Source organism: Agrobacterium sp. P15N1-A (assembly GCF_044626815.1).
GTDB lineage: Bacteria > Pseudomonadota > Alphaproteobacteria > Rhizobiales > Rhizobiaceae > Agrobacterium > Agrobacterium leguminum.
Genome location: NZ_JBIUPF010000001.1, coordinates 1,121,004 through 1,141,188 on the forward strand (window position 1 = coordinate 1,121,004; position 20,185 = coordinate 1,141,188).

The 20,185-nt window shown below is 57.5% G+C and carries 27 protein-coding genes; 7 read left to right on the plus strand and 20 right to left on the minus strand.

Annotated elements, in window-relative coordinates; all coding sequences use genetic code 11:
- Nucleotides 1–6 precede the first annotated feature (6 nt).
- Nucleotides 7–1,302, minus strand: coding sequence for a Wzy-type polysaccharide biosynthesis protein UppY (gene uppY, locus ACIK7D_RS05510; RefSeq protein WP_400155771.1), 1,296 nt, complete (start codon nucleotides 1,300–1,302; stop codon nucleotides 7–9).
- 287 nt (nucleotides 1,303–1,589) lie between these two features.
- On the opposite strand from uppY, the gene uppX reads away from it, so the two are divergent.
- A complete protein-coding gene (gene uppX, locus ACIK7D_RS05515) occupies nucleotides 1,590–2,882 on the plus strand; it encodes a Wzx-type polysaccharide biosynthesis protein UppX (RefSeq protein ID WP_035265123.1) in 1,293 nt (430 codons plus the stop codon).
- A 37-nt stretch (nucleotides 2,883–2,919) separates the two neighbouring features.
- Here the strand turns inward: uppX and ACIK7D_RS05520 are convergent, their stop codons facing one another.
- Nucleotides 2,920–3,681 (minus strand): transporter substrate-binding domain-containing protein, encoded by a 762-nt coding sequence (locus ACIK7D_RS05520; RefSeq protein WP_400155772.1) that lies wholly within the window; start codon nucleotides 3,679–3,681, stop codon nucleotides 2,920–2,922.
- Between the two features lie 170 nt (nucleotides 3,682–3,851).
- Here ACIK7D_RS05520 and ACIK7D_RS05525 point away from each other — a divergent pair, with 170 nt between their 5' ends.
- Complete coding sequence (locus ACIK7D_RS05525) at nucleotides 3,852–5,789, plus strand: glycosyltransferase family 2 protein (RefSeq protein WP_400155773.1); 1,938 nt, start codon at nucleotides 3,852–3,854, stop codon at nucleotides 5,787–5,789.
- Nucleotides 5,790–5,997: 208 nt separating this feature from the next.
- On the opposite strand, the gene ACIK7D_RS05530 is transcribed toward ACIK7D_RS05525, so the two are convergent.
- Genes ACIK7D_RS05530 through ACIK7D_RS05540 form a run of 3 tightly spaced genes read right to left on the minus strand, consistent with a single transcriptional unit; the run spans nucleotide 5,998 to nucleotide 7,384 of the window.
- Nucleotides 5,998–6,291, minus strand: a complete 294-nt coding sequence (locus tag ACIK7D_RS05530) for a hypothetical protein (RefSeq protein WP_003519942.1) — start codon at nucleotides 6,289–6,291, stop codon at nucleotides 5,998–6,000.
- A 52-nt stretch (nucleotides 6,292–6,343) separates the two neighbouring features.
- A complete protein-coding gene (gene aqpZ / locus ACIK7D_RS05535; protein ID WP_400155774.1) occupies nucleotides 6,344–7,069 on the minus strand; it encodes an aquaporin Z in 726 nt (241 codons plus the stop codon).
- Nucleotides 7,070–7,123: 54 nt separating this feature from the next.
- Complete coding sequence (locus ACIK7D_RS05540; RefSeq protein WP_400155775.1) at nucleotides 7,124–7,384, minus strand: hypothetical protein; 261 nt, start codon at nucleotides 7,382–7,384, stop codon at nucleotides 7,124–7,126.
- Between the two features lie 239 nt (nucleotides 7,385–7,623).
- On the opposite strand from ACIK7D_RS05540, the gene ACIK7D_RS05545 reads away from it, so the two are divergent.
- The 4 genes from ACIK7D_RS05545 (at nucleotide 7,624) to ACIK7D_RS05560 (ending at nucleotide 8,917) form a co-directional block, all read left to right on the plus strand.
- A complete protein-coding gene (locus ACIK7D_RS05545) occupies nucleotides 7,624–7,863 on the plus strand; it encodes a hypothetical protein (RefSeq protein WP_400155776.1) in 240 nt (79 codons plus the stop codon).
- Nucleotides 7,864–7,927: 64 nt separating this feature from the next.
- Complete coding sequence (locus ACIK7D_RS05550) at nucleotides 7,928–8,131, plus strand: hypothetical protein (RefSeq protein ID WP_164056636.1); 204 nt, start codon at nucleotides 7,928–7,930, stop codon at nucleotides 8,129–8,131.
- Entirely contained in the window at nucleotides 8,034–8,441 is a 408-nt protein-coding gene (locus ACIK7D_RS05555) for a hypothetical protein (RefSeq protein WP_400155777.1), read from the plus strand. The genes ACIK7D_RS05550 and ACIK7D_RS05555 overlap by 98 nt, the downstream gene beginning before the upstream one ends.
- Nucleotides 8,442–8,494: 53 nt before the next feature.
- Nucleotides 8,495–8,917, plus strand: coding sequence for a hypothetical protein (locus tag ACIK7D_RS05560; protein WP_400155778.1), 423 nt, complete (start codon nucleotides 8,495–8,497; stop codon nucleotides 8,915–8,917).
- Nucleotides 8,918–8,920: 3 nt separating this feature from the next.
- Here the strand turns inward: ACIK7D_RS05560 and ACIK7D_RS05565 are convergent, their stop codons facing one another.
- The 8 genes from ACIK7D_RS05565 to ACIK7D_RS05600 all read right to left on the minus strand — a co-directional run bounded on the left by ACIK7D_RS05565 (nucleotide 8,921) and on the right by ACIK7D_RS05600 (nucleotide 12,822).
- Nucleotides 8,921–9,187: a DUF982 domain-containing protein gene (locus ACIK7D_RS05565; protein ID WP_400155779.1), complete on the minus strand. Its 267-nt coding sequence runs from the start codon at nucleotides 9,185–9,187 to the stop codon at nucleotides 8,921–8,923.
- A gap of 128 nt (nucleotides 9,188–9,315) precedes the next feature.
- Nucleotides 9,316–9,639: a phage holin family protein gene (locus ACIK7D_RS05570; RefSeq protein ID WP_010970912.1), complete on the minus strand. Its 324-nt coding sequence runs from the start codon at nucleotides 9,637–9,639 to the stop codon at nucleotides 9,316–9,318.
- Between the two features lies 1 nt (nucleotide 9,640).
- The gene (locus tag ACIK7D_RS05575) at nucleotides 9,641–9,880 is read right to left on the minus strand and encodes a hypothetical protein (RefSeq protein WP_400156019.1); all 240 of its coding nucleotides are present in this window, start codon (nucleotides 9,878–9,880) and stop codon (nucleotides 9,641–9,643) included.
- The gene (locus ACIK7D_RS05580) at nucleotides 9,765–10,004 is read right to left on the minus strand and encodes a hypothetical protein (RefSeq protein ID WP_400155780.1); all 240 of its coding nucleotides are present in this window, start codon (nucleotides 10,002–10,004) and stop codon (nucleotides 9,765–9,767) included. Before ACIK7D_RS05580 ends, ACIK7D_RS05575 begins: the two co-directional genes overlap by 116 nt.
- Entirely contained in the window at nucleotides 10,004–10,933 is a 930-nt protein-coding gene (locus tag ACIK7D_RS05585; RefSeq protein ID WP_400155781.1) for a glycoside hydrolase family protein, read from the minus strand. The genes ACIK7D_RS05580 and ACIK7D_RS05585 overlap by 1 nt, the downstream gene beginning before the upstream one ends.
- A gap of 44 nt (nucleotides 10,934–10,977) precedes the next feature.
- On the minus strand, nucleotides 10,978–12,138 hold the full coding sequence (locus ACIK7D_RS05590; RefSeq protein WP_400155782.1) for a phage late control D family protein: 1,161 nt from the start codon (nucleotides 12,136–12,138) through the stop codon (nucleotides 10,978–10,980).
- A 2-nt stretch (nucleotides 12,139–12,140) separates the two neighbouring features.
- Nucleotides 12,141–12,353, minus strand: a complete 213-nt coding sequence (locus ACIK7D_RS05595) for a tail protein X (protein WP_306017849.1) — start codon at nucleotides 12,351–12,353, stop codon at nucleotides 12,141–12,143.
- A gap of 4 nt (nucleotides 12,354–12,357) precedes the next feature.
- Nucleotides 12,358–12,822: a phage tail protein gene (locus ACIK7D_RS05600; protein ID WP_400155783.1), complete on the minus strand. Its 465-nt coding sequence runs from the start codon at nucleotides 12,820–12,822 to the stop codon at nucleotides 12,358–12,360.
- 68 nt (nucleotides 12,823–12,890) lie between these two features.
- Between ACIK7D_RS05600 and ACIK7D_RS05605 the strand changes: the two genes are divergently transcribed.
- Nucleotides 12,891–13,697 (plus strand): DUF4339 domain-containing protein, encoded by an 807-nt coding sequence (locus ACIK7D_RS05605; RefSeq protein ID WP_400155784.1) that lies wholly within the window; start codon nucleotides 12,891–12,893, stop codon nucleotides 13,695–13,697.
- Here the strand turns inward: ACIK7D_RS05605 and ACIK7D_RS05610 are convergent.
- The 7 genes from ACIK7D_RS05610 to ACIK7D_RS05640 form a co-directional block, all read right to left on the minus strand.
- Entirely contained in the window at nucleotides 13,694–15,844 is a 2,151-nt protein-coding gene (locus tag ACIK7D_RS05610; RefSeq protein WP_400155785.1) for a phage tail tape measure protein, read from the minus strand. The two genes, ACIK7D_RS05605 and ACIK7D_RS05610, sit on opposite strands and share 4 nt — an antisense overlap.
- Before the next feature lie 124 nt (nucleotides 15,845–15,968).
- Nucleotides 15,969–16,238 (minus strand): phage tail assembly protein, encoded by a 270-nt coding sequence (locus tag ACIK7D_RS05615; protein WP_111788852.1) that lies wholly within the window; start codon nucleotides 16,236–16,238, stop codon nucleotides 15,969–15,971.
- Between the two features lie 75 nt (nucleotides 16,239–16,313).
- The gene (locus ACIK7D_RS05620) at nucleotides 16,314–16,826 is read right to left on the minus strand and encodes a phage major tail tube protein (protein ID WP_080816010.1); all 513 of its coding nucleotides are present in this window, start codon (nucleotides 16,824–16,826) and stop codon (nucleotides 16,314–16,316) included.
- A gap of 12 nt (nucleotides 16,827–16,838) precedes the next feature.
- Nucleotides 16,839–18,302 carry a phage tail sheath subtilisin-like domain-containing protein gene (locus tag ACIK7D_RS05625; protein ID WP_400155786.1) on the minus strand — a complete coding sequence of 488 codons (1,464 nt, stop codon included), beginning with the start codon at nucleotides 18,300–18,302 and terminating at the stop codon, nucleotides 16,839–16,841.
- 102 nt (nucleotides 18,303–18,404) lie between these two features.
- Nucleotides 18,405–19,007 carry a hypothetical protein gene (locus ACIK7D_RS05630; protein ID WP_400155787.1) on the minus strand — a complete coding sequence of 201 codons (603 nt, stop codon included), beginning with the start codon at nucleotides 19,005–19,007 and terminating at the stop codon, nucleotides 18,405–18,407.
- 3 nt (nucleotides 19,008–19,010) lie between these two features.
- Nucleotides 19,011–19,943 carry a hypothetical protein gene (locus ACIK7D_RS05635; protein WP_400155788.1) on the minus strand — a complete coding sequence of 311 codons (933 nt, stop codon included), beginning with the start codon at nucleotides 19,941–19,943 and terminating at the stop codon, nucleotides 19,011–19,013.
- Between the two features lie 61 nt (nucleotides 19,944–20,004).
- The gene (locus ACIK7D_RS05640) at nucleotides 20,005–20,178 is read right to left on the minus strand and encodes a hypothetical protein (protein ID WP_400155789.1); all 174 of its coding nucleotides are present in this window, start codon (nucleotides 20,176–20,178) and stop codon (nucleotides 20,005–20,007) included.
- Nucleotides 20,179–20,185: the final 7 nt, after the last annotated feature.

Below are 20,185 nucleotides of genomic sequence, written 5' to 3' on the forward strand. Positions count from 1 at the left end.
TGCAAATTACTGTCCCTCTTCGAGTATGTCGTAAGCCTGATGCCTCAAACAATAGATTGCGATTAGAAGAGAAGACCAGATAGGCCCGGTTCCGGTAAAGAAATTACTCTCTAAACACGAAGAAAGTAGCGCATACACCCAGATTCTTGCAAAAAGTCGGGTCAGGCCGGCATCCGTGCCCTTATCCACCGCCGTGCGGAAATCGTTCGCGGGTATGATGACCAGCCAGATGACGGTGAGAATGAAGGCCGGCAGGCCGCCGTTCAGCAGGCTTTCAATGTAGCCATTATGGGCATGGAAGGCTGTGACCGCCCAGGTGCCGGCAATATCGGCCTGCGACAGAAGCCGGTCGCTCGCCCAGAATGCCTGGAACCCCTGACCGAAGATCGGCGATTGCGCGAAAGTGTCGAAGGATAGCCGCCATATGTCCGTCCGCCCGGTAAAGGTCGAATCGATGCCCAGGCTTTCGACAAAATTCTGTATGCTCGGGAAATAAGTGGAGCCGACCGCGGATATGTTGATGAAGGCCAGAAGACCGCCGATCATCAGCAGAGTGCGGTTGGCGTGCCTTTCCATGATCCAGATCAGCGCCACGGTGACGGGCAGCAGCATGGCTGCGGTTTTTCCGTTGGTCTTCCACAGGAAGAACCCTGCCAGCAGCGTGATGGCGATGCCGCCCAGCGTCGACCAGGCGTTGCGCAGGTAAAGCCCGATCATGAAGAGAATGATCATGGCCGGAGCGGCGGCATTCTTGTGATTGAAGATACCGCGCCAGTCACCCGCCAGCGCTTTTTCATCGAGATCATAGGGCTGATGGATCGAGCGCGAGCTGAGGAAGATCACCCCCAGATAACACAGCGCCAAAAGAATGATGGCGAAGATGGCCATCATCCGGTCGAACTGCCGCCGGTCGCGCGGCATGACGACAAGGACGCTGGTGATGAAGCACAGGAGCGCCGTGAAAATCAGACGTTGCAGCGACGTGCCGGGCTGGGTTCCAACCACCGAGCATATCGCCAGCCAGAAGAACAGCAGCAGAATGGGCAGCCGCGGCCGCAGCAGAAGCCCCGTCAGCCGGTGGCGCAGCGCAAAAACGCCGAGGATCAATGCGATCACGAGGCCGGTCAGCTGGTTTGCGGCGGCGTGCGGCACGGGCGGTGCCGCGAGATTTTCGAAAGGCGCGACGGAAATCCAGATATAGAGCATGGTGGCGACGAAAAAAAACGCGTCGCGCCGGCTGCCGGCAAGGGAAATGGCGCTGCCCTGCGCAGAGACGGGCTGCGTATCAGCCAAACGCGGCATGGTCGCCTGCATCGAAAATGGATAGTCGGATCATTGGCCTGCCTTGTGACGAACAACGAAACCCTTCTGAAACAGGGCCATGTCCAAATAACCATAAACAGTCATTATCATCATTATTATGCAATTGCTTTAACCCTCTCTTACCTCAAGAGGGATAAGACAGGATAAACTGCCATTCATACGGGTCGCGGACTTTCACTTTATTGGCCGGTTGCGGCTTTTTCAGTTCGCCAGATTTTAAAAAGCAGCGCAGTCATTTTTGAATTCGCCCGGCAATGCCGGAAAACATGGAGAATGAGGTGTCGTTCAATACGCCGCGGCTCGGCCATCTAGTCAGACTGGGATTGACCTACATGGCATCCGGCGGAGCGCTCCTCATGTCCAGCGCCGCCCAGCTTCTGACCTTCGCGCTGCTTGCCCGCCATCTCGGTGTCGAACAATTCGCGCTTTACGCCTCCATCACGGCCGTCACCAATCTCGGTGTCCAGATCTGCGGCATCGGTTCGCAGGAATCGCTGATCCGCCGTGTCGCGCAGGATCGCAGCATGTTTCCCGTCATGCTCGGCCACAGCTATCTCTTGAGCGCCGCGACAGGCGTGGTGCTGACCATCATCGGCATGGTGACGATCCCGGTATTTTTCCCGACCTCGGAAACCTTGCTGCACACGCTGATCACCACCTTCCTGATCCTGTTCACGAACCTCGTCCTCCTGAAAGTCATCTCGCTTTCCACGCAGAGCTTCATCGCCCATTCCGACTTCGCCTCCGCCAACAAGCTGGAAGTGATGTTTGCCGTCGCCCGCACCATTGCCGCAGTGGTCGCCTGCCTTATCTTCAAGGTTGAAACGGTGGAGGCCTGGGCGCTGTGGAACCTTGCCGCCCACACCATTGCGGCCATGATCTCGGTCAAGGCGATAGCGAGACTCGGCAGCCCGGTGTTCCGCATCGTGCGTGAGGAAATCCGCATCGGCGTCCTGTTTTCCACCCAGTTCCTGTTCAAGGCCGTGCGCGGCAATGCCGATATTCTCGTTCTCGGCGCCATTGCCAGCGCCGAGGTGCTGGGCAGCTATTCCATCGCCCGACGCATTCTCGACAGTTCCTATCTCTCCGTCGAGGCTCTCAACCGGCTGATCTATCCGGGTTCGGCTTCCGCGGCCCTGCAGGGCATCAGCAAGACCATAGAGCGCGCCTATAACGTGCTAAAGGCCGCACTTTTCATCGCGACCGGCAGTGCGCTCGTCATTTTCATCATCGCGCCCTTCCTGCCGCTTTTGTTCGGCGATGAATATGTTTCGCTGCCCATCATCACCCGCGTGCTTTGCTGGGCGGTTCTTCCCATGGCCGTTGCCGCCACCGCGCTCGAGGCGCTCGGCGCATCCGGACGGCAGGATATTCGCGCGAAGATCTGGAACAGCGGCAATCTCATCGGCTCCGTCGTCGTCGCCTTCTTCACCTGGTCCTTCAGCATTTCGGGAACAATCGGCAGCTATTTCATGGTGGAAACCGCCATCGCCGCCGCCGTATGGATCGCGCTGCTGCGCCTGCGCCGCAACGAAGAGGTTTTCGCGCCAGCCAAATAGGAGCTGGCGTAAGAACCGATCCGGTGGCCGGCTCTCCCTAATAGAGCCCATAAGGGAAATAACGCCGGTAGATTTCTTCCAGCCGGCCGTTGCGGGAAAGGGCCGCCAGCGCCTGATCGAAAGCCGGGACAAGCACGTTATCGGGATCGACGGTCATGATGGAAAGGCCTTCACCGAGAAATCTGTCGGACATATAGGGACCGCCGAAGAGCGCGCAGCAGCCCTCGGACACGCTTCCTGAAACCCAGAAAGGCAGGCGCAGACCGTCAGCGAAGATGGCGTCCACCTTGCCTTTCTTCAGCGCGTCATACATCGGCTCGTAGCCATCGAAACCCTCGGCCGCTGCCTTTGGGAAGAATGCCTTCAGCATCTGTTCGTGCCGCGAGCCGGCAACCACACCCACCTTCTTTCCCGAAAGCGCATCGGCGCCGGAGCCGGTGAATTTCGCCGCCTTGCTCACCGCAAGACGGGCGGGCATCAAGAGATAGGGCCGCGAGAAGGTAAAACTCTTGCGCAGGTCGGCGGTGGTGGCGAGGCCGGAAATCACCGCTTCCCCCTCACCCATTTCCAAAGCCGCCTCCAGCTCGTCAAACGGCAGCGCCTGCACCTGGCATTTGGTTTCGACCTTCAACTGAGCGCAGATTTCACGCACCAGATCGACATGGAAACCCGCAAGCCGGCCTTCCTGATCGGTAAAATTGAAGGGCGGGAAATCGACCGACATCAGAAATCTGATGCGGGGAACGGAAGAAAGATCGCCGCCCGGAAATCGCTCCTGCGCATCGAACAGCACCGGCATCCGGTTCCCGTCCGACAGGCCCTCCGCACGTACATCGCTAAAAAAACCACTAAATTGTAAAGCGAAAGCTAAAGTAAATCCGAGACTTATATTCCGCGTTACATTCGTCATTCTCATCTATACTATCCGTGACAGGAAGTGGGGCGTTACCATGACGGCGGCGGCGATGCATGGATTATTTTAGGCAATATACACGAGATTCGTTTCGCACGACGCCGACGACACGAAAAATTGCATTTTCCCACGCCAGTGAAAATCCACTCTCAACCGTTCCTGAACAGGACCAGGCCGGACAGGCCCGCTTTCTCTCTTCGCTGGGATTTGGCAGGCCCTATATCGAGGCATTCGAACAACGGGCTCTGGAAAATGGCTCGACTTTGGAGGACGAATTGCTGGCAAGCGGCCTCGTCACAACGGATGCCTATTTCGGCGCTTTCGCCAGATTCCTGCGGTTGCCGTTTTTCCCGGAAATCGGACCGGACCGGGTGACGGACTTGAATAAGCTGGACACTCAGCTCTCCGAGCCGAGGTTCCTGCGGCTGACACCGCTGAACGGCACGCCAACGCTGCTGATCGTGCCAGAACTGGCGCGGATGACGTCGCTGAAAAACATGCTGGATCAACGCCCGCGTCTTCTCGACGAATTTGCCGTGACAACCCCGCAGGCCATGCGCAGCGCAATCTGGAAAGCGGGTGAGGCCCGCCGCTCGGCTGAAACCCGCCAGCGGCTTTTCAATACGGCGCCGCACCATTCCGCCAGGATCACGCTTCACGGCCAGCAGGGTTTTTGCAGCGGCGTTCTCCTTACCCTGCTCATTCTGTCGCTGCTGTTTTACACGGAAGCGGCATTTACGTATCTGCATGTCACCCTGACGATGCTTTACCTCTTGACCCTGCTTTTCAGGCTGTTCGCGCTCCTCCATGCACCCCGGGAAAACGACGCGAAAACCGTCTTGCCTCTTCGGCAGGAAAACGAATTGCCTGTCTATACCGTTCTGGTGGCGCTTTACCGGGAAGAGGCGGTCGTCGGGCAGCTCATCGGCGCATTGGAACGTCTGGACTGGCCCAAATCCCGACTGGACATCAAGCTTGTCTGCGAGGCCGACGATAGCGCGACCATCGAGGCGATCCGGCGGGTAAATCCCGGCCCGCATATGGAGGTCGTCAGGGTGCCGCCCTCCCTGCCACGCACCAAACCCAAGGCTCTGACCTACGCGCTTTCCGGCGCGCGCGGCGCATTCGTTGTCGTCTATGATGCCGAAGACCGGCCCCATCCGCAGCAATTGCGCGAAGCCCATGCCGCCTTTCGCAACGAGCCGGACGAGGTGGCCTGCCTGCAGGCGCCGCTTATCATCAGCAACGCCTCTTCCTCCTGGCTCAGCGCCTGTTTCGCATTGGAATATTCCGGTCTCTTCCGCTGCATGTTACCTGCCCTTGCCACACACGGCTTGCCGCTACCGCTTGGCGGCACCTCCAATCATTTCCGGACCGCCGTGCTGCGGAAGGCCGGCGCCTGGGACCCCTATAATGTAACTGAGGATGCCGATCTCGGCCTCCGGCTGCATCGGCTGGGTTATCGTTGCGGCGTCATCCGGCGGCAAACGCTGGAGGATGCGCCGACCTCACTAACCGTGTGGCTGAACCAGCGAACACGCTGGTATAAGGGTTGGCTGCAAAGTTGGCTGGTGATGACTCGCGCGCCCTTTGCGACCGCGCGCGACATGGGATGGTTCGCCTATGTGATTTTTCAACTGCTGATCGGCGGCATGCTTCTGTCGTCGCTGGCGCACCCTCTGCTCTTCGTTTCGCTGGCATTCATGACGATCGCCCTCCGGGAAAATGGCGCTGACCTGCTACTCACCTGGCAGGGTCTTCTGTTTTTTATCGATGTGCTGAATATCGTCGGAAGCTACACGATCTTCGTGCTGATGGGCCGCAGCAGAATGATTGCCTATGAAAGAAGGCATGTCGGAAGGCGGTGGCTGGCATTGCCCGCATATTGGCTGATGCTGTCCATCGCGGCCTGGCGAGCCGTGGTGGAACTCAAAACCAAACCCTTCGCATGGAACAAGACGCCACATGCACCGGTTGTCAAAAATACCTCATGATCCAGCATCTTCGGCAGAGCTAGAACAGTCCTGATACTTCTTTCGACCAGCTGCGGCGGCGACTCGCGGCTTCAGTTACATTGCTGCTACCGGCAAAGCCGCTTCAGGCCTTACGTTACCGCCGTCATCGATAACAGAAACAGCGCCTTGCCGAACTAAGCTCCTCCGGCAAGGTCCGTCGTTTCATCCTGAAGGCGACCGAACCGCTCTACTTGGTAACGAGCTTGTTCTTGATCAGGCCGACGATTATCTGCACGATCAGACCGCCGACACCGCCGCCAACGAGCTGGCCGGCGAGAGCGCCGATATCCACGCCGCCGGCTGCCGCATCGCCCGCCGCGCCGAGCAGCGAACCGAGCACGGTTCCGCCGCCGAGACCGCCGATGGCGCCGGCAATCAGATTGCCGAGCGAACCAAGATCGGAGTCCTTCACTATCTTTCCGCCTGCCGTGCCGCCTACCGCACCGCCGACGATCTGGGCCAATATCGAAGCAAGATCCATGTCATCCTCCTCAGTTGTTTCCCCGACCATTCGAGGAAACAAAGCCTCTTATTCATGTCTGCGCAGGTTGAACCGAACCGGCATGGCCGGCCTTCTCTTCCTCGCCGAAGATTTTCCAGATCACGGCCCCGATGGCGCCGCCGAGGATCGGAGCGAGCCAGAACAGCCAGAGCTGCTGCAGCGCCCATCCGCCAACGAACAATGCCTGTCCCGTGGAGCGGGCCGGATTGACGGATGTGTTGGTGACCGGAATGGAAATCAGATGAATAAGGGTGAGGGCAAGGCCGATGGCGATCGGCGCGAAGCCGGCAGGAACCCTGCCATGCGTTGAGCCCAGAATGACGATCAGGAAAAACGCCGTCAGGATGACCTCGATCAGCAGTGCCGATACGAGAGAATATCCGCCCGGCGAATGTTCACCATAACCATTGGCGGCAAAACCGCCAATATCGGCCCCCGCCTTGCCGGTGAGGATGACATAAAGCGCCGCAGCCGCGATGATCGCCCCCAGAACCTGCGCCACTATGTAAGGCACGAGGTTCGCCGCCGGGAATTTACCGGCAACGGTGAGGCCGACTGAAACGGCCGGATTGAAATGACCGCCCGAAATGCCGCCAACCGCATAGGCCATGGTCAGAACCGTCAGACCAAAAGCGAAAGCGACACCAAGGAAGCCAATGCCGAGTTCAGGAAAGCCGGCGGCAAAAACCGCACTGCCGCATCCTCCGAACACGAGCCAAAAGGTTCCCAGAAATTCCGAAAGAAGTTTGCGACTCATAACACTTCCCCTATGTTACGACTGCATCAACTATTACGTGCAATTTAATCGTAGTCAAGCTAAATTGCATATTCGCGCAACGACTGACACGATGGCGGCTAAACATGGCACAGGAAGAGTGTCAGACGCCTGGAAAATGGAGCGGGTGAAGGGAATCGAACCCTCGTATTCAGCTTGGGAAGCTCGATCTATGGTAGGAATATCAACGCCTTGCGGGTAAAACTCGCTTTCTCGCGTCGAAATTCCATCAACGTTTTCAATAGCGCTGTAAAACTTCACCGGCACGAAAACAGGCTGCAACCACAACCTTGTCATTCCAAAATCCTCGCATTCGTGCTAGCAATTTATTCAGGTAAGCGGGCGCTCGGTTAGCGCGCTGGCACAAGTCCCCGGTGGAAACGAAGACACAAGTTCCGGGTGGAAACATGAGATGGTTCGACTCCATCCCGCTCACCTGTCTATCTCCTCAACCTTCCACATCGAGGCAGAAATTCATCTTCTTGACTCTCCCTTTAAATGAGAACATTTATAGAACAAACGAGAGAGCAAGAGACATGTCTGACGCCGAAAAAATCATCGTAGTACAGTTTAAAAAGGGACGCGGGGGCATTGTGCCGGGCGACATGCGACCAGCAACCAGCCAAGCATCCGCCGAAAAAATTGCAAGCGCCATGGCTCCGCGTCATATCGGCGTTGCGGCGTATGCCGTCACCGTGGACGAGGAAAGCGGCAGTATGGCAAACCCGCGTCTGCTGGTCTCGCACGGGCAGATTGCCGACTTGATGCCAGACTGATTTACCGGCGCGGGGGCGCGCGCCGTTTCATGACAGGGGTAACTTTACGGCTCTGAAACAGGAGATTGGAAACGTGCGCCCGAACGCAATCAAACAGCCGGACGATATCGCGGCCTATGTCATCCAGTGTCATGACGGCAATGCTGTTGCCGCCGTGGAAACGCTACTGGATGAAATCCACCATCTGCAAAATCAGCTATCAATCGCCGTCGCAGCAATGGGCCGGGGATATACACGCGGATGGAAACCGAGCGCCGAACGGGAATGACATGCGCCATCGTCGCGGCATCGATCTAACCGGCGGCAATAATGACAACATGCCGCCGAAACCGACAGGCATTTTTGTGCCGCAGCGGGACCACTCGGCGACCTTGGCCGATTTGCCGCAGTGGTATGTGGTCTGTGGACAATGCTGGCGCTGCAAACGCGTCGGCATGCTGGACAGGTGGGCGCTACAGCGTCGTTACGGCAAATTCCGCCCGATCATTTCCATGGAGCCGCTGTTGCGGTGCCTTGGCTGTGGCAATCGAGAAAAGAACAGCTTTGTACTAGCGCGTGCAAAAAGGGACTGGCCGTAGGTTTTTGGCCGCTAGGGAATGAAAAGTTTCACAGAACGGAAATGGGAGGGACAATGCCCGCGCCGCTCCTAAGATCAACCGAAATCCAAACCACAATCAGGAAGCCGCTTAGCTGGCCAATGCTGATTTGCTACAAGAATGAATGGCAGGTTTGTTACAAGGCAAAGGGAAAGCTTGACTGGCGAACCGTCACCGCATGGGTCTATGGCCGGGAAAGCATTTTCTTTTGTGAGGTAGGTCAGGAGCAACATGTGGTGGATTTGCCAGACCCCAAAAAGGTGCCGTTTTTCGACACCAAATTTCCTTTCACCGTCGATGAAATTACGGGCGACGGCTTTCGATGTATGGAGCTTGCTGGCGCTGGCAACATCATGGCGGCGAACGCCGCCTATCAGGTCTACAAGCACAATATAAACGGCATCGTGCGGTTGCGGCATGGAGGCCGAATAGTGCGGAGATCAGACGAAGAAAAATAGCAGCTAGAAATCCAAATCGTCATCATCTGGCGATACTGATAGGAGCGCTTCGTGGGCGGCATCAATAAAGGCCGCGCGCGCATCTTCTGGTCGGTCATCCAAGCCGTTTTCGAGAACAGCGGAACAGACCATCAGGGCGGTCACATAAGCTTCGGTCGTCGTGTTGCCCGGCCAATTTTCGAGCAGGCAACGCGCTAAGTCCGTGACGGTCTCAAGGGTGGCAAGGTCGCCCCATTGGATAGTTACAGGGCTTATTCTGAAATCGCTCATCCACTCCAGTCTCCAGCAGATAAGAAGCGCTACCCGCAGGCGTAACCATAGCAACGTCCCCCGACACCACAAACACAAAAAGCCGCCCGGCGCGAACCGGACGGCTTTGACAATGCTGATAGGATTCGTCAACCGGCCATGCGGCGGTCAAACCATTTATGGAAGAGGGCTTCGACGCCACGCGGCCCGAGATAGGCCAGAAGCGCAATCAGACCCGTTGATGCAGGTTGACCAAGATCGGCGTAGGCGGCGGCACTTTCGCCGATAACCGCCATGCCGAGCGCGACCGGCAGTTCCCAAAAAAGTTCAATGCCGAAGAACTTGCGGCGACCTTTCCGCGCCTCATTGCCGTGCCACATGAAGCGACCAAGCAGGGAGGCGATAATGGTGGTGAAGGCACCGCCAACCCACGCATTCATCAGCTCGATGAAAGAGGTGTATTTTTCCGGCATGTCAGCGCTCTTTTCCATGGCGGGCGCATTCGTCCCGGCTCCAAACGTCGCCACCACAAAGGCCCGCAACCGTCCTGTCAATTTTCCGTTGATCTTCCTGCGTTGCGCCCCGCGCGCCGACCAGATCAGTTCCGACCACCCGGCGCAGACCGGATACATCGCCCGGCCCCGAAATCCCACACCCCGCCAGCGCAATCGTCGAAACGATGACGAGCGCTGTCCGCCCGATCCCCAGCCGCATTATTTTGCCTTTCAATGTTGATGACCGCGCGATACGTCGCGTTGCGGTCGATGAAGAGGATGCCAGCGGCGATGAAGGACACCGCCGCCAGCCCAAGCAAAAGGTAAAGTCCCGGCTTCGCCATCACACCGCGACCTCGCGACCAAGCAAACTATTGATGCGCCGGGAAATAACGTCGCGTTTCCGGTAAGCGATGATGCCGAGCACGACCGCCGCAAAAAGAAGCGCGATCCACCCCCAGGGCAAACCGAGCGACCATGCGGCAAAACCGGAACCGAAGAGCGAACCTGCGCCGCCCTGCACCGCCTCTTTCGTGGCGGCAGCGTCACGACGCAGCTGCGACAAGGTGGCGGGACCAATAATCCCATCGGCAACAAGATGCGGGTGCGCAGACTGGTATGCCTTGACGGCGGCGGCGGTCTTTTCGCCCATCCAGCCGTCGATTGCGCCGGGATTGAAGCCCTTCGCAGAAAGGATCGCTTGCGCTTCCTTCACTACGGGATCGGGCTGCGGGAGCGCTGTCTCTTGCGCGGAGCGCGGCACCCCTTCACCAACGCCCGTGTAGATTCCCTTTTCGAACAAAAGGGCTTCTTCCTTGCGCCTGCGAACGAGGCCGGGCAGCTTCTTGCCCCCCGCAGTGTTGTAGTGGCTGGCGAGATAATCCGCCGCCTGCTTTTGTTTTCCGGCGCGCCAGAATTTCGCCCACTGCCAATCCATAGCGCCCGTGCCAAGGTTGAATATCGCCGAAACCGCCGCATCCATTTCATGCTGTTTGCGAGCGTCCGGCGACTTGGCAACCACCGCAGGTTCAAATTCATCCCGAAGCACAGCCGCGAAGATGGCATCCGATTGGGCTGACGTGAGTTTCGTTTTACCCGGCACCAATTTTGTAATGCCGATCTTTTCCAATTCGCGCCGGACGGCCCGGCTGCGCATCGTGAAACCGCGCCCGATGGTCGGAATACGGACAGGATCAAGGTAGCAGGTAAGCGGGTTTCCTTCATGAGCGCTCATAAAGGCGCGCCCACGCGGTGACGTGGTCACAACGGACATAGATATCTCCTTGAGATTTTAGGGAAGAGTGGTAGGGCCGCGCGCTAGTTTTCGTCCGTCCGACCGAAGCGGCGCGGGGTCAGGAAAGAGGATGGCGTGGCAGGCGTACCGGGCGCGCTGTTTGGGGCAACCTTACCGGTTGCTTTCGAGGCGTCCGGGCTGGCGCTGGAACCGCTGCTTTCCGTGCCGGCCGATTTTTCGGTTGCAGATTTGCCATCGTAGAGCCTGCCGGAAACTGCCACTTCAAGAGCGCCGGTTTTGGTGTAGGACGTTTTGGCCGTCTTGATGATGTACGGCACGCCGTCCACGCCCGGGCGGACATCGGCGAACAGCAGCGGCACGCCCGCATCAATACCCGCATCGCCGATCACCGTGACCGACACCGAGCCTTCGCCGCGTTGCAGTTCCTTGGCTTTCGCTTGCGCTGCCTTATCGGCTTCGGCGGGCGATGCATAAGGTTCTGGCAAACGATAAACGCTATCGCCGTCCGCATCTGCATCCGCGTCGATTTCCACGCGCTCCGCCTTATCGGAATCCTGATAGTACGCCACGACCTTGCTGTATTTCGTGCGGTCGTTGATTTCAACTTTCAGGCTTCCGACCTTGATTTTCTCGGGCGTCAGGATGATCGATCCTAGCGGCGAACCCGACGCAGAAAGACCTGAGCCAAGCCGGGTGAAAATCAGTCGCCTTTGCTTGACCGCGAAGAGGCCATTATGCCGCTCCGCCAGCCGCCGCAGGAAATTGATGTTGCTTTCGTCCTGTTGCGCCAGCCAGTCATATTCAAAGTCCGCAAGGTCATTATCAACGGCAGGAGTTAATCCGCTTTCGCTGGCTATCTGAGACAGGATATCGCCGAGTTTCGTTTTATCCCATGACCTTTCCTGCCGCTCTTTCAGCTTTCCGCTGCGAAGGTCCGCAGCCTTGCCGGAGATCGACATTTTATAGGGCAGGCAATCGACATTGACTTTGTCCGCGGTGAAAACACCTTTCGGCACGAGATCATCACCGAAGCCCATCTTGACCGAAATGATTGCCCCCTTACGCGGGATCGCCAGAAAGTTCGGCGGGCCGTCATTCAGTTCAATATCCACCGTGTCGGATTTCATTCCCTCTTCGTCCGTGACGGTAAGGGAGAGCAAACGTTCATAGAAATGGCCTGCCACTGGCACGCCGTCGATACTCACTTCCACGCGCGGTTTCATGGTCAGTCCCAAAGGCTGGTCAACGGCTTGGCCGTGCTGGTGGGGGGAATGTCCGGCATGGTGATTTTCGTGCCGAGCGGAAGGACAGGACCGAGCGCAGCAAGACCCGGATTGGCATCAATAACCGCTTCGACCACTTTGGCCGTGCGCCCATAAAAAGCGAGGCAGGCGAGATCAACCGTCTCGCCCTGCCGCGTTGTGTAAATTGTCGCCATGTGGTCACCGGAACAGTTCAGACAGGAAGGATGCAGCCCGATCCACCAGACCGCCCGCACTTGGCATTGTGCCTGAACCTGAGCGTTTGAGCATAATGGAGTAGGCGTTGCGTCCTGCCTCACCCTTCCGATTAATGTATGACTTGTCTTCTTCGATACTCTGCACAGTAAAAACACCGCGTATGTCACCCTGCGCCGCATCTCCGGTCACAAGCATCATTTCGGTTCCGGCCAAAGCTGCGGCAATGATGCCATCAAGCTGCGTTTGTCCGCCGAATTCCTCGGGGAAAAGAACGCCCGAGATTGTCACTTCGTCGGAAGTGGGGCCGGTCCATTGTTGCTGGTTGAGGGTTTGACCAACCGGCATTTCCACCCAAGGTGTGTTCACCTTGCGCTTGACACCCTGATAGCCAAAGCCTAGCGCCTCGAAGGCGAAATCCCCGAGCATCATCGATGTGTAACCAGACATAAAGACTCCACGTGCAAATCACGTTAGGTTGCATTGAAAGCAGCAACTAGGGGTAAGGGGCGTTGCTTATGGAATGGCACTACAATTTGAAGGGTAAGCGGAACGGCCCGGTGAGCTTTGAATCGCTCCGGGAACTCTACGCTAACGGAGATATTTTTTCCGACACGTTGGTATGGAACACAACTTTCGGCAGTGAATGGAAACGTCTGGACTCGGTTGCTGAACTAAGATCAGAGACTAACGGACAGCCGCCGCCTTTACCAAGCTCTGCGATCAGTGATCGCTGGATTTGGATAATTGCACTATCGCCGCTGGTACTCGCGCTAATAGACGTCTGGTCTCAAGAAACCACCGGAAAGGAACTTGGATCGGGTGTGTATGGGATCGCAAGTTTGGTTATATGGCTGTCATGCATTGCGATGGACAACCGCCTCGTAACCGATGCTGGCAGCGGAAAACGCATTTTGGGAGTGGCGGCATGGATATGCCTGTCTCCGGTTGCATATCTTTTCGTCCGAGCCAAACGCCTTCAAAAGAACCAACTGCCCGCCATAGTTTGGGTGCTGTCCTTCGTCGCTTCGATCTACATTGCAACCGGCGGCCTTTCGTCTGGCATTTACCTTGGAAGCGGTATTCCGGCTTGCGCTGCGAAGACGTCGATTGCGCAGGCGAAGGAGATTTTCCCCCGCCTGCCAGCCAACATTAGCGCGATGAATGCGTTGTCGGTCAACGATATAAAGGATGCAGGAATCACTGACGGCAAACGAACCTGCACCGCTAAAATTCTCGCGGATGACGGGCAAAGCTATGGCGTAACTTATACGATTGAGGAGCGGGATGGGCAACTTTACTACTTCCTCCGCCCCTCTGGTTAATCGCTAAGAACCCCCTCGACCGCGCTTTTGACCTGCGACCCCAACTCATTCAAGGTCGCATCAGCTGCGGCCTTTGGATCACCCACACCGTTGTTAGTGATGTTGGCGTTTACAACTATGTTGAATGGCTGCTGGTTCGTCACCCTTACATCCTGCGTGCCTTGGGGGTTTTTTAGTTCGGAGATTGAAGACGCATCAATTCGAACTGGTTTAATGTCACCCGACACAGGGGTTGATGAGGCTACCGTCGCACTGGATTGCCCCCCGGTGGATATACCCATGTGATCACGGAGGCTAAATTCGGGCTTCGCCGCATCCCCAAACCAGAAGCGGTCCCAGCCCGATACGCCGTCTTCGCCCGTGTTGAGACCGAAGAGCCTGCGGAGACCATCCTTGTACTTCTGCTGGTTCTTTACTTGATCCTCAAAAGTGTCGCCGGGGGTATCCCCTAAGCCTTGCACCCCGAGACCGAAAAGCGATTGAGAGCCAAACCCCTTAATCCACTGCGCGGCACTATTAAACCACGGGACAACATCCGGTACACCACCCGCACCTTTTGATGATTTGGGCGGCACCTTTTTGCTATCGGGACCGCCAAGACCGGGAAACTCACTGAGAGTTCCGATGGTCTTTAAGATCGAAAGAGCCGTACTTGCACCAGAGAGCAGGAAAAGCGCCGCCGCGAGCTTACGAATGGTGCCCGCCAACATGGAGATACCCATGCCCCACGCAAAAAGCTGGAAGCCGTAACCGGACATTTCCGCAAAAAACTTGGCGATAGGATTGTCCTTTATCGCATCGTTCAATTCGCGGATGGACGCGCCCCACTCTTTCGCCCGCATGAAGATTGCCCCAATGCGGTCGGCAGCATTCGGATCGACAGGACCAAGCAACAGGTCACCGAGATCGTTCATGAACTCCTTCATGCCGCCGGTATAACCGAAGCCCTGCGCAAACCCCTTCGTGAAATTGGTGATCTGGTCGAAGATCGTCACGCGGTTGCCAAGCGTGTCCAGAACCTCGCCGATGCCCTGCGCACCCTCGCGGATGGTCGGCAACATGCTGTCACCGATTTCTGCAAAGACATTGGAAATCTTGTTTCCGAGCAGGTCCAGAACGTTTTGCGTGGTGCTGGCGCGCTGGATGTACTCATTGAACGCCGAACCTGCATATTTCGTGCGGTCGGCCACGCTATCCAGCGCTTGATCCAAGAGCTTGATATTGCCGACCAGCGGCATGAAGGCGCGCGCTTCGTCACCGAAGAATTCGGACAGCAAGGAAACCTGCTTATCCTTCGGCGCTTTCGCAATCGCCGTAAGCACCTTGCGCATGGTGCCTTTCGCGTCTTTCTGCATATCCTTGGCGATGGACGGCAGATGCAGCCCGAGCGCCTTGGCGGCGTCCCGCTGCGACTTCTGGGCAAACTCGCCTTTCGTCAGCCTGCGGATGACGTTCAACATGGCGGTTCCCGCCGTGCTGGCATCCGAACCGGCGGAGATCATGGCGCTACCCATGGCCGCAAGTTCTTCTTTTGCAAAGCCGCCCATTTCACCGAAGGAGCCGACCCGCAACATGAAGTCGGTCACGTCCTTCGCCTTGGAGGCCATGTTGTTCGACAGGTGGTTGATGGCGTCCGCCATGTCGCCGGTTTCGGCCACCGTCAAACCAAGCTGCGTTTTCAGCTTGGCAAGGCTTTCGCCTGCCTCACCTGCGCCGAGATCGAAGGCGATGCCGACACGCGCCGCCATTTCCGCGAAGCTTTGCAAGTCTTCGGTCGCGATACCGCTTTCACCCGCGGCTGCAAAAATGGTCGCGAGCGCTGTGGATGACAGCGGGATTTCGCCGGACATGCGCCGGATGCTGCGGCGCATGTTTTCAAACTGTTCGTCAGTCGCCTCAACAACCTTTTTAACGTCAGCAAAAGCGGTCTCGAATTCGATGGCCGCGCCCGCCGTCGCTTCCAGACCACGCGTGACCCCGAAATAGCCAGCGCCGAGCGCGACAGCCTGTCCGATGATTCCGCGCATTGGAGCGAGGGCTGAAGCGGACTGCGCCCGCAGTCCATCCAGCGACCGCCCGATATGCCTTGCGGTGGCCGACGCATCATCGATAAGCGAAATGCGAAGGCTACTTTGCTGGACACCCATAGTCATTCTCTCATGATTTTTCGGAACTCCTTGGCCGTCTCGAAGTAGGCCAGGAGTTTGCGGGCGGGCCACCGCTCAATAACGTTGAGCGGCGTGTGTGTGGTGTTGGCGACGTAAACGGCGGCTATTCGCCAGTCGTGGTCTTCTGGTCGTTTCCCAAAAGCGACTTTGTCTTGGCGAGGATTGTCTTGAAATCGCTGCCCGTGATCTTCTTGAAGGCGGGCAACGGAACATCGGAAATGAGCGCCAGCAGCGTGACCATACGGGAGAGGTCCGAAGTTGCGTCGTCAGCCAACATCAGGTCACCGACTTCCGGTTCGCGGAACGTCAGGTCTTTAAAGGTCTTGCCGTCATGCTCGACCGGCTTGGCGAGTGTTGCAGAAATTACGTCCATGATTTCACCTGAAAAAATGGCCCGCAGAACGCGGGCCGGATTGGAAGGAATGGAGAGTGAAGGAAGCCCGAGCCGTTACAGCAGCAAGGCGTTTCGGATATCGCCGAACTGCGAGACGCCACCGACCTTGAAATCAAAATCGTCCATCTCGTAGATTTGCTCGCCGTCGATTTCGAGCTTGTAATAGTTCACGTCGACTCCGTAGTCGTTTTCGGAAAGCTCGCCTGCCTTCCACGTCCCGGCGTCCGGCTTGTAGACCCTGCCGCGAATGGTCATCACGGCGCTATGCGTGGTGCCATCTTCGTCCACCAGCGCCCCGGTGATCATGAAGGGCGTTTCCTCGCCGATCTTGATGCCGTGCAGCTTCAAAATCTGCGGGTCCACACCCGGCATCTTGAAGCTGAATTCCAGCGCGTTGTAACCGAGATGGACCTTGCGGGCCTTAATCATTCCGGCGTTGCGGACATCCTCGCGGACGGCTTCGGGAACCGGCGGCGTGATATCGCCGATCTGCCCGAGCTTGCTTTGACGGTCCGCCCACAGCATGCAGTTCCGCAGGATGTAGGCGGGGAGAGTTTTTTGCGCCATGTGAAAAGCTCCTTACGCGGCGACCGAGAGCGCGCCAATTTCGATTGCCCCATTCACCTCGTCAATCAGCAACTGATACCGGACGATGTTGCGGTGGGTGGTGATATGGATTTGCTCCATCAGGCCAACCGGCTCGAATTCGACCCCAAGCAGCGTCTTGCCGTTGACCATCAAGGTCGGGTCGTTCTGGTCGGACAGCCAGACGCTACCGCCGAGAATGTCTTCGTTCTTTGTGAAGACACGCATGGCCGCGTTGCCGTCTTCGATGAGCATCTTGAAATTGCCCTTCGTGGTCTTGCGATCCACGTAGAGGAAATAGAGGTCTTCCAAGGACTCGTTGATCATGTCGGCGGTGGCACGCACGCTATCGAACTGCCACAGCGGATCATCAATCGCGAGACGACTACCCCACGTCCTGAAACCGCCACGCTCATTGATGATCGTGGCGACCTGATTTTCGTTCAGGTAGTTGCTGTCATCAGGATAGGAGACGGTTCGCGCAACACCGTCGATGGTGCGAATGATCTTGTTCGACACCGACCCGGAGAAGCCTTCCGCCGACGCCACGACACGGGCGCGGACGCCAGCGAAGACAGCGGCGACAGGCTTCGTCACCGGCACGCCGTTGACGTTCTTGATCACCTTCGGATCAATGATCAGGATGCGCCCGCCGTTGACCGTCTGACGGAAGCGCACGGCTTCGGCGTCGGTCGTGTTCGGACCCGAGATATAGGCGCGGGCGCGGATTTTCGGGGTGACGGCATTGAGTGCCGAAACAAAGGGGTTCGCCACATCGCCGAGATTGGCGGTTGCTGTCGGCAGAACTTTGCCAGCATCAGCCCCGCCGCCCGTAAAGGTCAGGACGGGCGCTTGCGACATTTTTTTGCCGGGCGCAACGACCTTGACGGAAATAACCTTGTCGGCGTCGGCCCCGGTTCCCATCACGGCCTCCAGCGTCGGCAACACCTTGCCCGGATCATTGCCGCCTCCCGTCGCGGTTACGACCGGCGCTTCGGTCAGATTATCGCCCTGCGAAGTCAACGCCACCGAAACCACGCCGTCCTCGATCCACGCGCCGGTATCTCCGGCAGTGATGATGACACGCGGCTGGTAGCCGGTCAGGGCCTTGGCGCGAAGGGCGGAATAAATGCCGGTCCGGGCCACAGGATCGCCGATGAGGTTATTTTGCAGCGTTGCCGGGTCGGCGCTGTCTGGGACACGGTTGACGATGCACCAAGAGCCGCCTTCGTCGAAAATAGTGGTGAGGTCTTGCAGCAGCGTTCCCGCCGCGCCGAGCGCGGTTGCCGCCGTCAACGAACGAACGATGGTCGGGTAGTCGAGAGGAAATGCGGCAGGGTCCGCGTCCGGCGCGATGCCGTTCACGAAGGTAATGCCGCTGCGCGTCACGCGTGCGATTGCCGGGGTGTCGGCGCTTTCGACAAGCTTGACGCCATGATGATAGGACAGGTCAACCATTCGGCTGGTCTCCGTTGAAGGTTCCAAATTTTGAAGGAAGGGTTCCGGCTCAAACCCGGAGAGGAGGAGCCGCCCCGCCGGAACGGGCGAGGCAGAGAGGCGTCACGGCCAGTAGGCCGGGTTCGTTGCGAAATCGGCAGGGATCGGGGACATGTCTTTCAGCGTGCGCGCCGCGAAGATATGGGCCTGCTTGTGGTTCAAGGCCGCGTACCCGAACCGCATTGCGGTTTGAGCGTCCATCGCATGCGTTGAGTTGTCCGCTGCGATCCATCGAAATTCCGGCGGCGCATTCGGATCAAGAAGGCGTTGCCAGCCGAAGTCACCCGGCTCCGCGCCGTAGATCGTTATCGCATCGGTTGCCGCCGCTTTTGCGCCAGCAATGTTCTCGCGATCTTCGGGCCGGGATTGATAATGGACGCCATCGAAGACGAAACCCGCATCAATACGGCGGTCACGCTCGACATCGACCGCGTAAGGATTTGGCTGACGAAACGTTGCCAGAGCGTCGGCATAGACGGTCTCATAGGTTTCTATGTCTTCGGGCGTCGGTCGAGCGGCGTCCAAGTTCCATTCCGCTATGAAAGCTTGTCCGGCTTGCTGACCCGTGGATGCATCAACAGGCATGGCAACAAAAAAATCCACCATGTGTTTTGCATTTGGATGCTGCTGCTTGATGCAGAGCGTCAGTTCATCGTGAGAAAGCATGTTTCACCTGTTTCGAAGAGCAACGCAGCGGAGATAGGACGCATTGCCTTGCCCAACGTTTCCACGCCTGAGACCAATCACAACATAGGGGTTTGAAGCCTGCCCGATACTGTCCGTGATGCCCGTATCGAAGCCGCTGAATTCGACAACACCGGAATTGTGCTGGCACTCCGACCCGGCATAGGCGAACCGTTCATGAAGCCAACCGTAGGCGGGCGTCCATACATTGCCACCATCACCCGTATAGAAACACCAAGAGCCATCCGGCTTGAGAAATCCGATAAGCCCGGCGTTGTGGTGCAGTGAACGGGCCGTATTGCCGTCAGTATCGATGAGATTCAGCGTTGGCGCGCCGCTCCTAATTGCCAGCGTCCCATCAATGATACCGCCAATAAACTTCAGGTACCGATTATCGAACAAAGCAGTCAGAGCGGATTTGATGTTGCCCCATGTCGTTCGAAACATGGTTGACGTGCCGGACCTGACACCCGCGAAGGCGTCACCATCATCGGGTGTTGCGAGGCCATTTGCCCCAGCGACAGCCGCACCAACCGTGGTGGTTGTCGTCATTGTCGGCAGGTTTTCAAGCGGCACCTTGCTATCCAGCCCGAGCGGCGCAACGCCTTCCGGCGCGTTTCGCTGGTCTTTGAGCAGATAGTTCGCAAGGCTCGTTTGGACATCCTGCAAGCCTTGCGCGGTCGCGTAATAGGCTGGTAGTTGCCCGCCGAACTTGAGAGTATCGGGCGCTTTGCCGCCTATAATGATCTGGTCAATCTGGTCCTGCGCCAACGAAATCGATTGCTGCAGGGTGGCCAGTTGAGGGGCGACGTTGACCTGAATATAATCAAGCGAAGCCTGAATCCCCTGCGTCATCAGGCTTTCGAATGATGCTTCCAGTTCTTCGCGAGCGACAAGCCGGGCGTGAATGTCGGCCATTGTGGTATTCCACAACAGCCGATCAATAAGCGTCTTCGGCCATGATGGAAGCTGATAGCCGTCAGACCTCTCTGGCATAGTCAATCACCTCGTCACCTTCCTGCTCGATGATCGCCGCAACGATCTTGCCGAGCATTTCGATTTCATTGAGCGGTTTGAACGTGAAAGCCCCAAGTTTGACGGGCCGCGCCAGCTTCACCTGATAGGATTTTTCAGCGTCGATCTGGATAGCCATGAGAACC

Bases quoted from the DNA above. Each gene is read 5' to 3' on its own strand.
- ACIK7D_RS05625 (WP_400155786.1), bottom strand. From the start codon at position 18,302: ATGGTTGACCTGTCCTATCATCATGGCGTCAAGCTTGTCGAAAGCGCC.
- ACIK7D_RS05640 (WP_400155789.1), bottom strand. From the start codon at position 20,178: ATGGCTATCCAGATCGACGCTGAAAAATCCTATCAGGTGAAGCTGGCG.
- ACIK7D_RS05545 (WP_400155776.1), top strand. From the start codon at position 7,624: ATGTCTGACGCCGAAAAAATCATCGTAGTACAGTTTAAAAAGGGACGC.
- aqpZ (WP_400155774.1), bottom strand. From the start codon at position 7,069: ATGAGTCGCAAACTTCTTTCGGAATTTCTGGGAACCTTTTGGCTCGTG.
- ACIK7D_RS05605 (WP_400155784.1), top strand. From the start codon at position 12,891: ATGGAATGGCACTACAATTTGAAGGGTAAGCGGAACGGCCCGGTGAGC.
- ACIK7D_RS05525 (WP_400155773.1), top strand. From the start codon at position 3,852: ATGGATTATTTTAGGCAATATACACGAGATTCGTTTCGCACGACGCCG.
- ACIK7D_RS05560 (WP_400155778.1), top strand. From the start codon at position 8,495: ATGCCCGCGCCGCTCCTAAGATCAACCGAAATCCAAACCACAATCAGG.
- ACIK7D_RS05580 (WP_400155780.1), bottom strand. From the start codon at position 10,004: ATGGCGAAGCCGGGACTTTACCTTTTGCTTGGGCTGGCGGCGGTGTCC.
- ACIK7D_RS05555 (WP_400155777.1), top strand. From the start codon at position 8,034: ATGAAATCCACCATCTGCAAAATCAGCTATCAATCGCCGTCGCAGCAA.
- ACIK7D_RS05620 (WP_080816010.1), bottom strand. From the start codon at position 16,826: ATGGCGCAAAAAACTCTCCCCGCCTACATCCTGCGGAACTGCATGCTG.
- ACIK7D_RS05595 (WP_306017849.1), bottom strand. From the start codon at position 12,353: ATGGCGACAATTTACACAACGCGGCAGGGCGAGACGGTTGATCTCGCC.
- ACIK7D_RS05610 (WP_400155785.1), bottom strand. From the start codon at position 15,844: ATGGGTGTCCAGCAAAGTAGCCTTCGCATTTCGCTTATCGATGATGCG.
- ACIK7D_RS05585 (WP_400155781.1), bottom strand. From the start codon at position 10,933: ATGTCCGTTGTGACCACGTCACCGCGTGGGCGCGCCTTTATGAGCGCT.
- ACIK7D_RS05635 (WP_400155788.1), bottom strand. From the start codon at position 19,943: ATGGCCGACATTCACGCCCGGCTTGTCGCTCGCGAAGAACTGGAAGCA.
- ACIK7D_RS05630 (WP_400155787.1), bottom strand. From the start codon at position 19,007: ATGCTTTCTCACGATGAACTGACGCTCTGCATCAAGCAGCAGCATCCA.
- ACIK7D_RS05570 (WP_010970912.1), bottom strand. From the start codon at position 9,639: ATGCCGGAAAAATACACCTCTTTCATCGAGCTGATGAATGCGTGGGTT.
- ACIK7D_RS05520 (WP_400155772.1), bottom strand. From the start codon at position 3,681: ATGCCGGTGCTGTTCGATGCGCAGGAGCGATTTCCGGGCGGCGATCTT.
- ACIK7D_RS05590 (WP_400155782.1), bottom strand. From the start codon at position 12,138: ATGAAACCGCGCGTGGAAGTGAGTATCGACGGCGTGCCAGTGGCAGGC.
- uppX (WP_035265123.1), top strand. From the start codon at position 1,590: ATGGAGAATGAGGTGTCGTTCAATACGCCGCGGCTCGGCCATCTAGTC.
- ACIK7D_RS05540 (WP_400155775.1), bottom strand. From the start codon at position 7,384: ATGACAAGGTTGTGGTTGCAGCCTGTTTTCGTGCCGGTGAAGTTTTAC.
- ACIK7D_RS05565 (WP_400155779.1), bottom strand. From the start codon at position 9,187: ATGAGCGATTTCAGAATAAGCCCTGTAACTATCCAATGGGGCGACCTT.
- ACIK7D_RS05530 (WP_003519942.1), bottom strand. From the start codon at position 6,291: ATGGATCTTGCTTCGATATTGGCCCAGATCGTCGGCGGTGCGGTAGGC.
- ACIK7D_RS05600 (WP_400155783.1), bottom strand. From the start codon at position 12,822: ATGTCTGGTTACACATCGATGATGCTCGGGGATTTCGCCTTCGAGGCG.
- uppY (WP_400155771.1), bottom strand. From the start codon at position 1,302: ATGCCGCGTTTGGCTGATACGCAGCCCGTCTCTGCGCAGGGCAGCGCC.
- ACIK7D_RS05615 (WP_111788852.1), bottom strand. From the start codon at position 16,238: ATGGACGTAATTTCTGCAACACTCGCCAAGCCGGTCGAGCATGACGGC.
- ACIK7D_RS05575 (WP_400156019.1), bottom strand. From the start codon at position 9,880: ATGCGGCTGGGGATCGGGCGGACAGCGCTCGTCATCGTTTCGACGATT.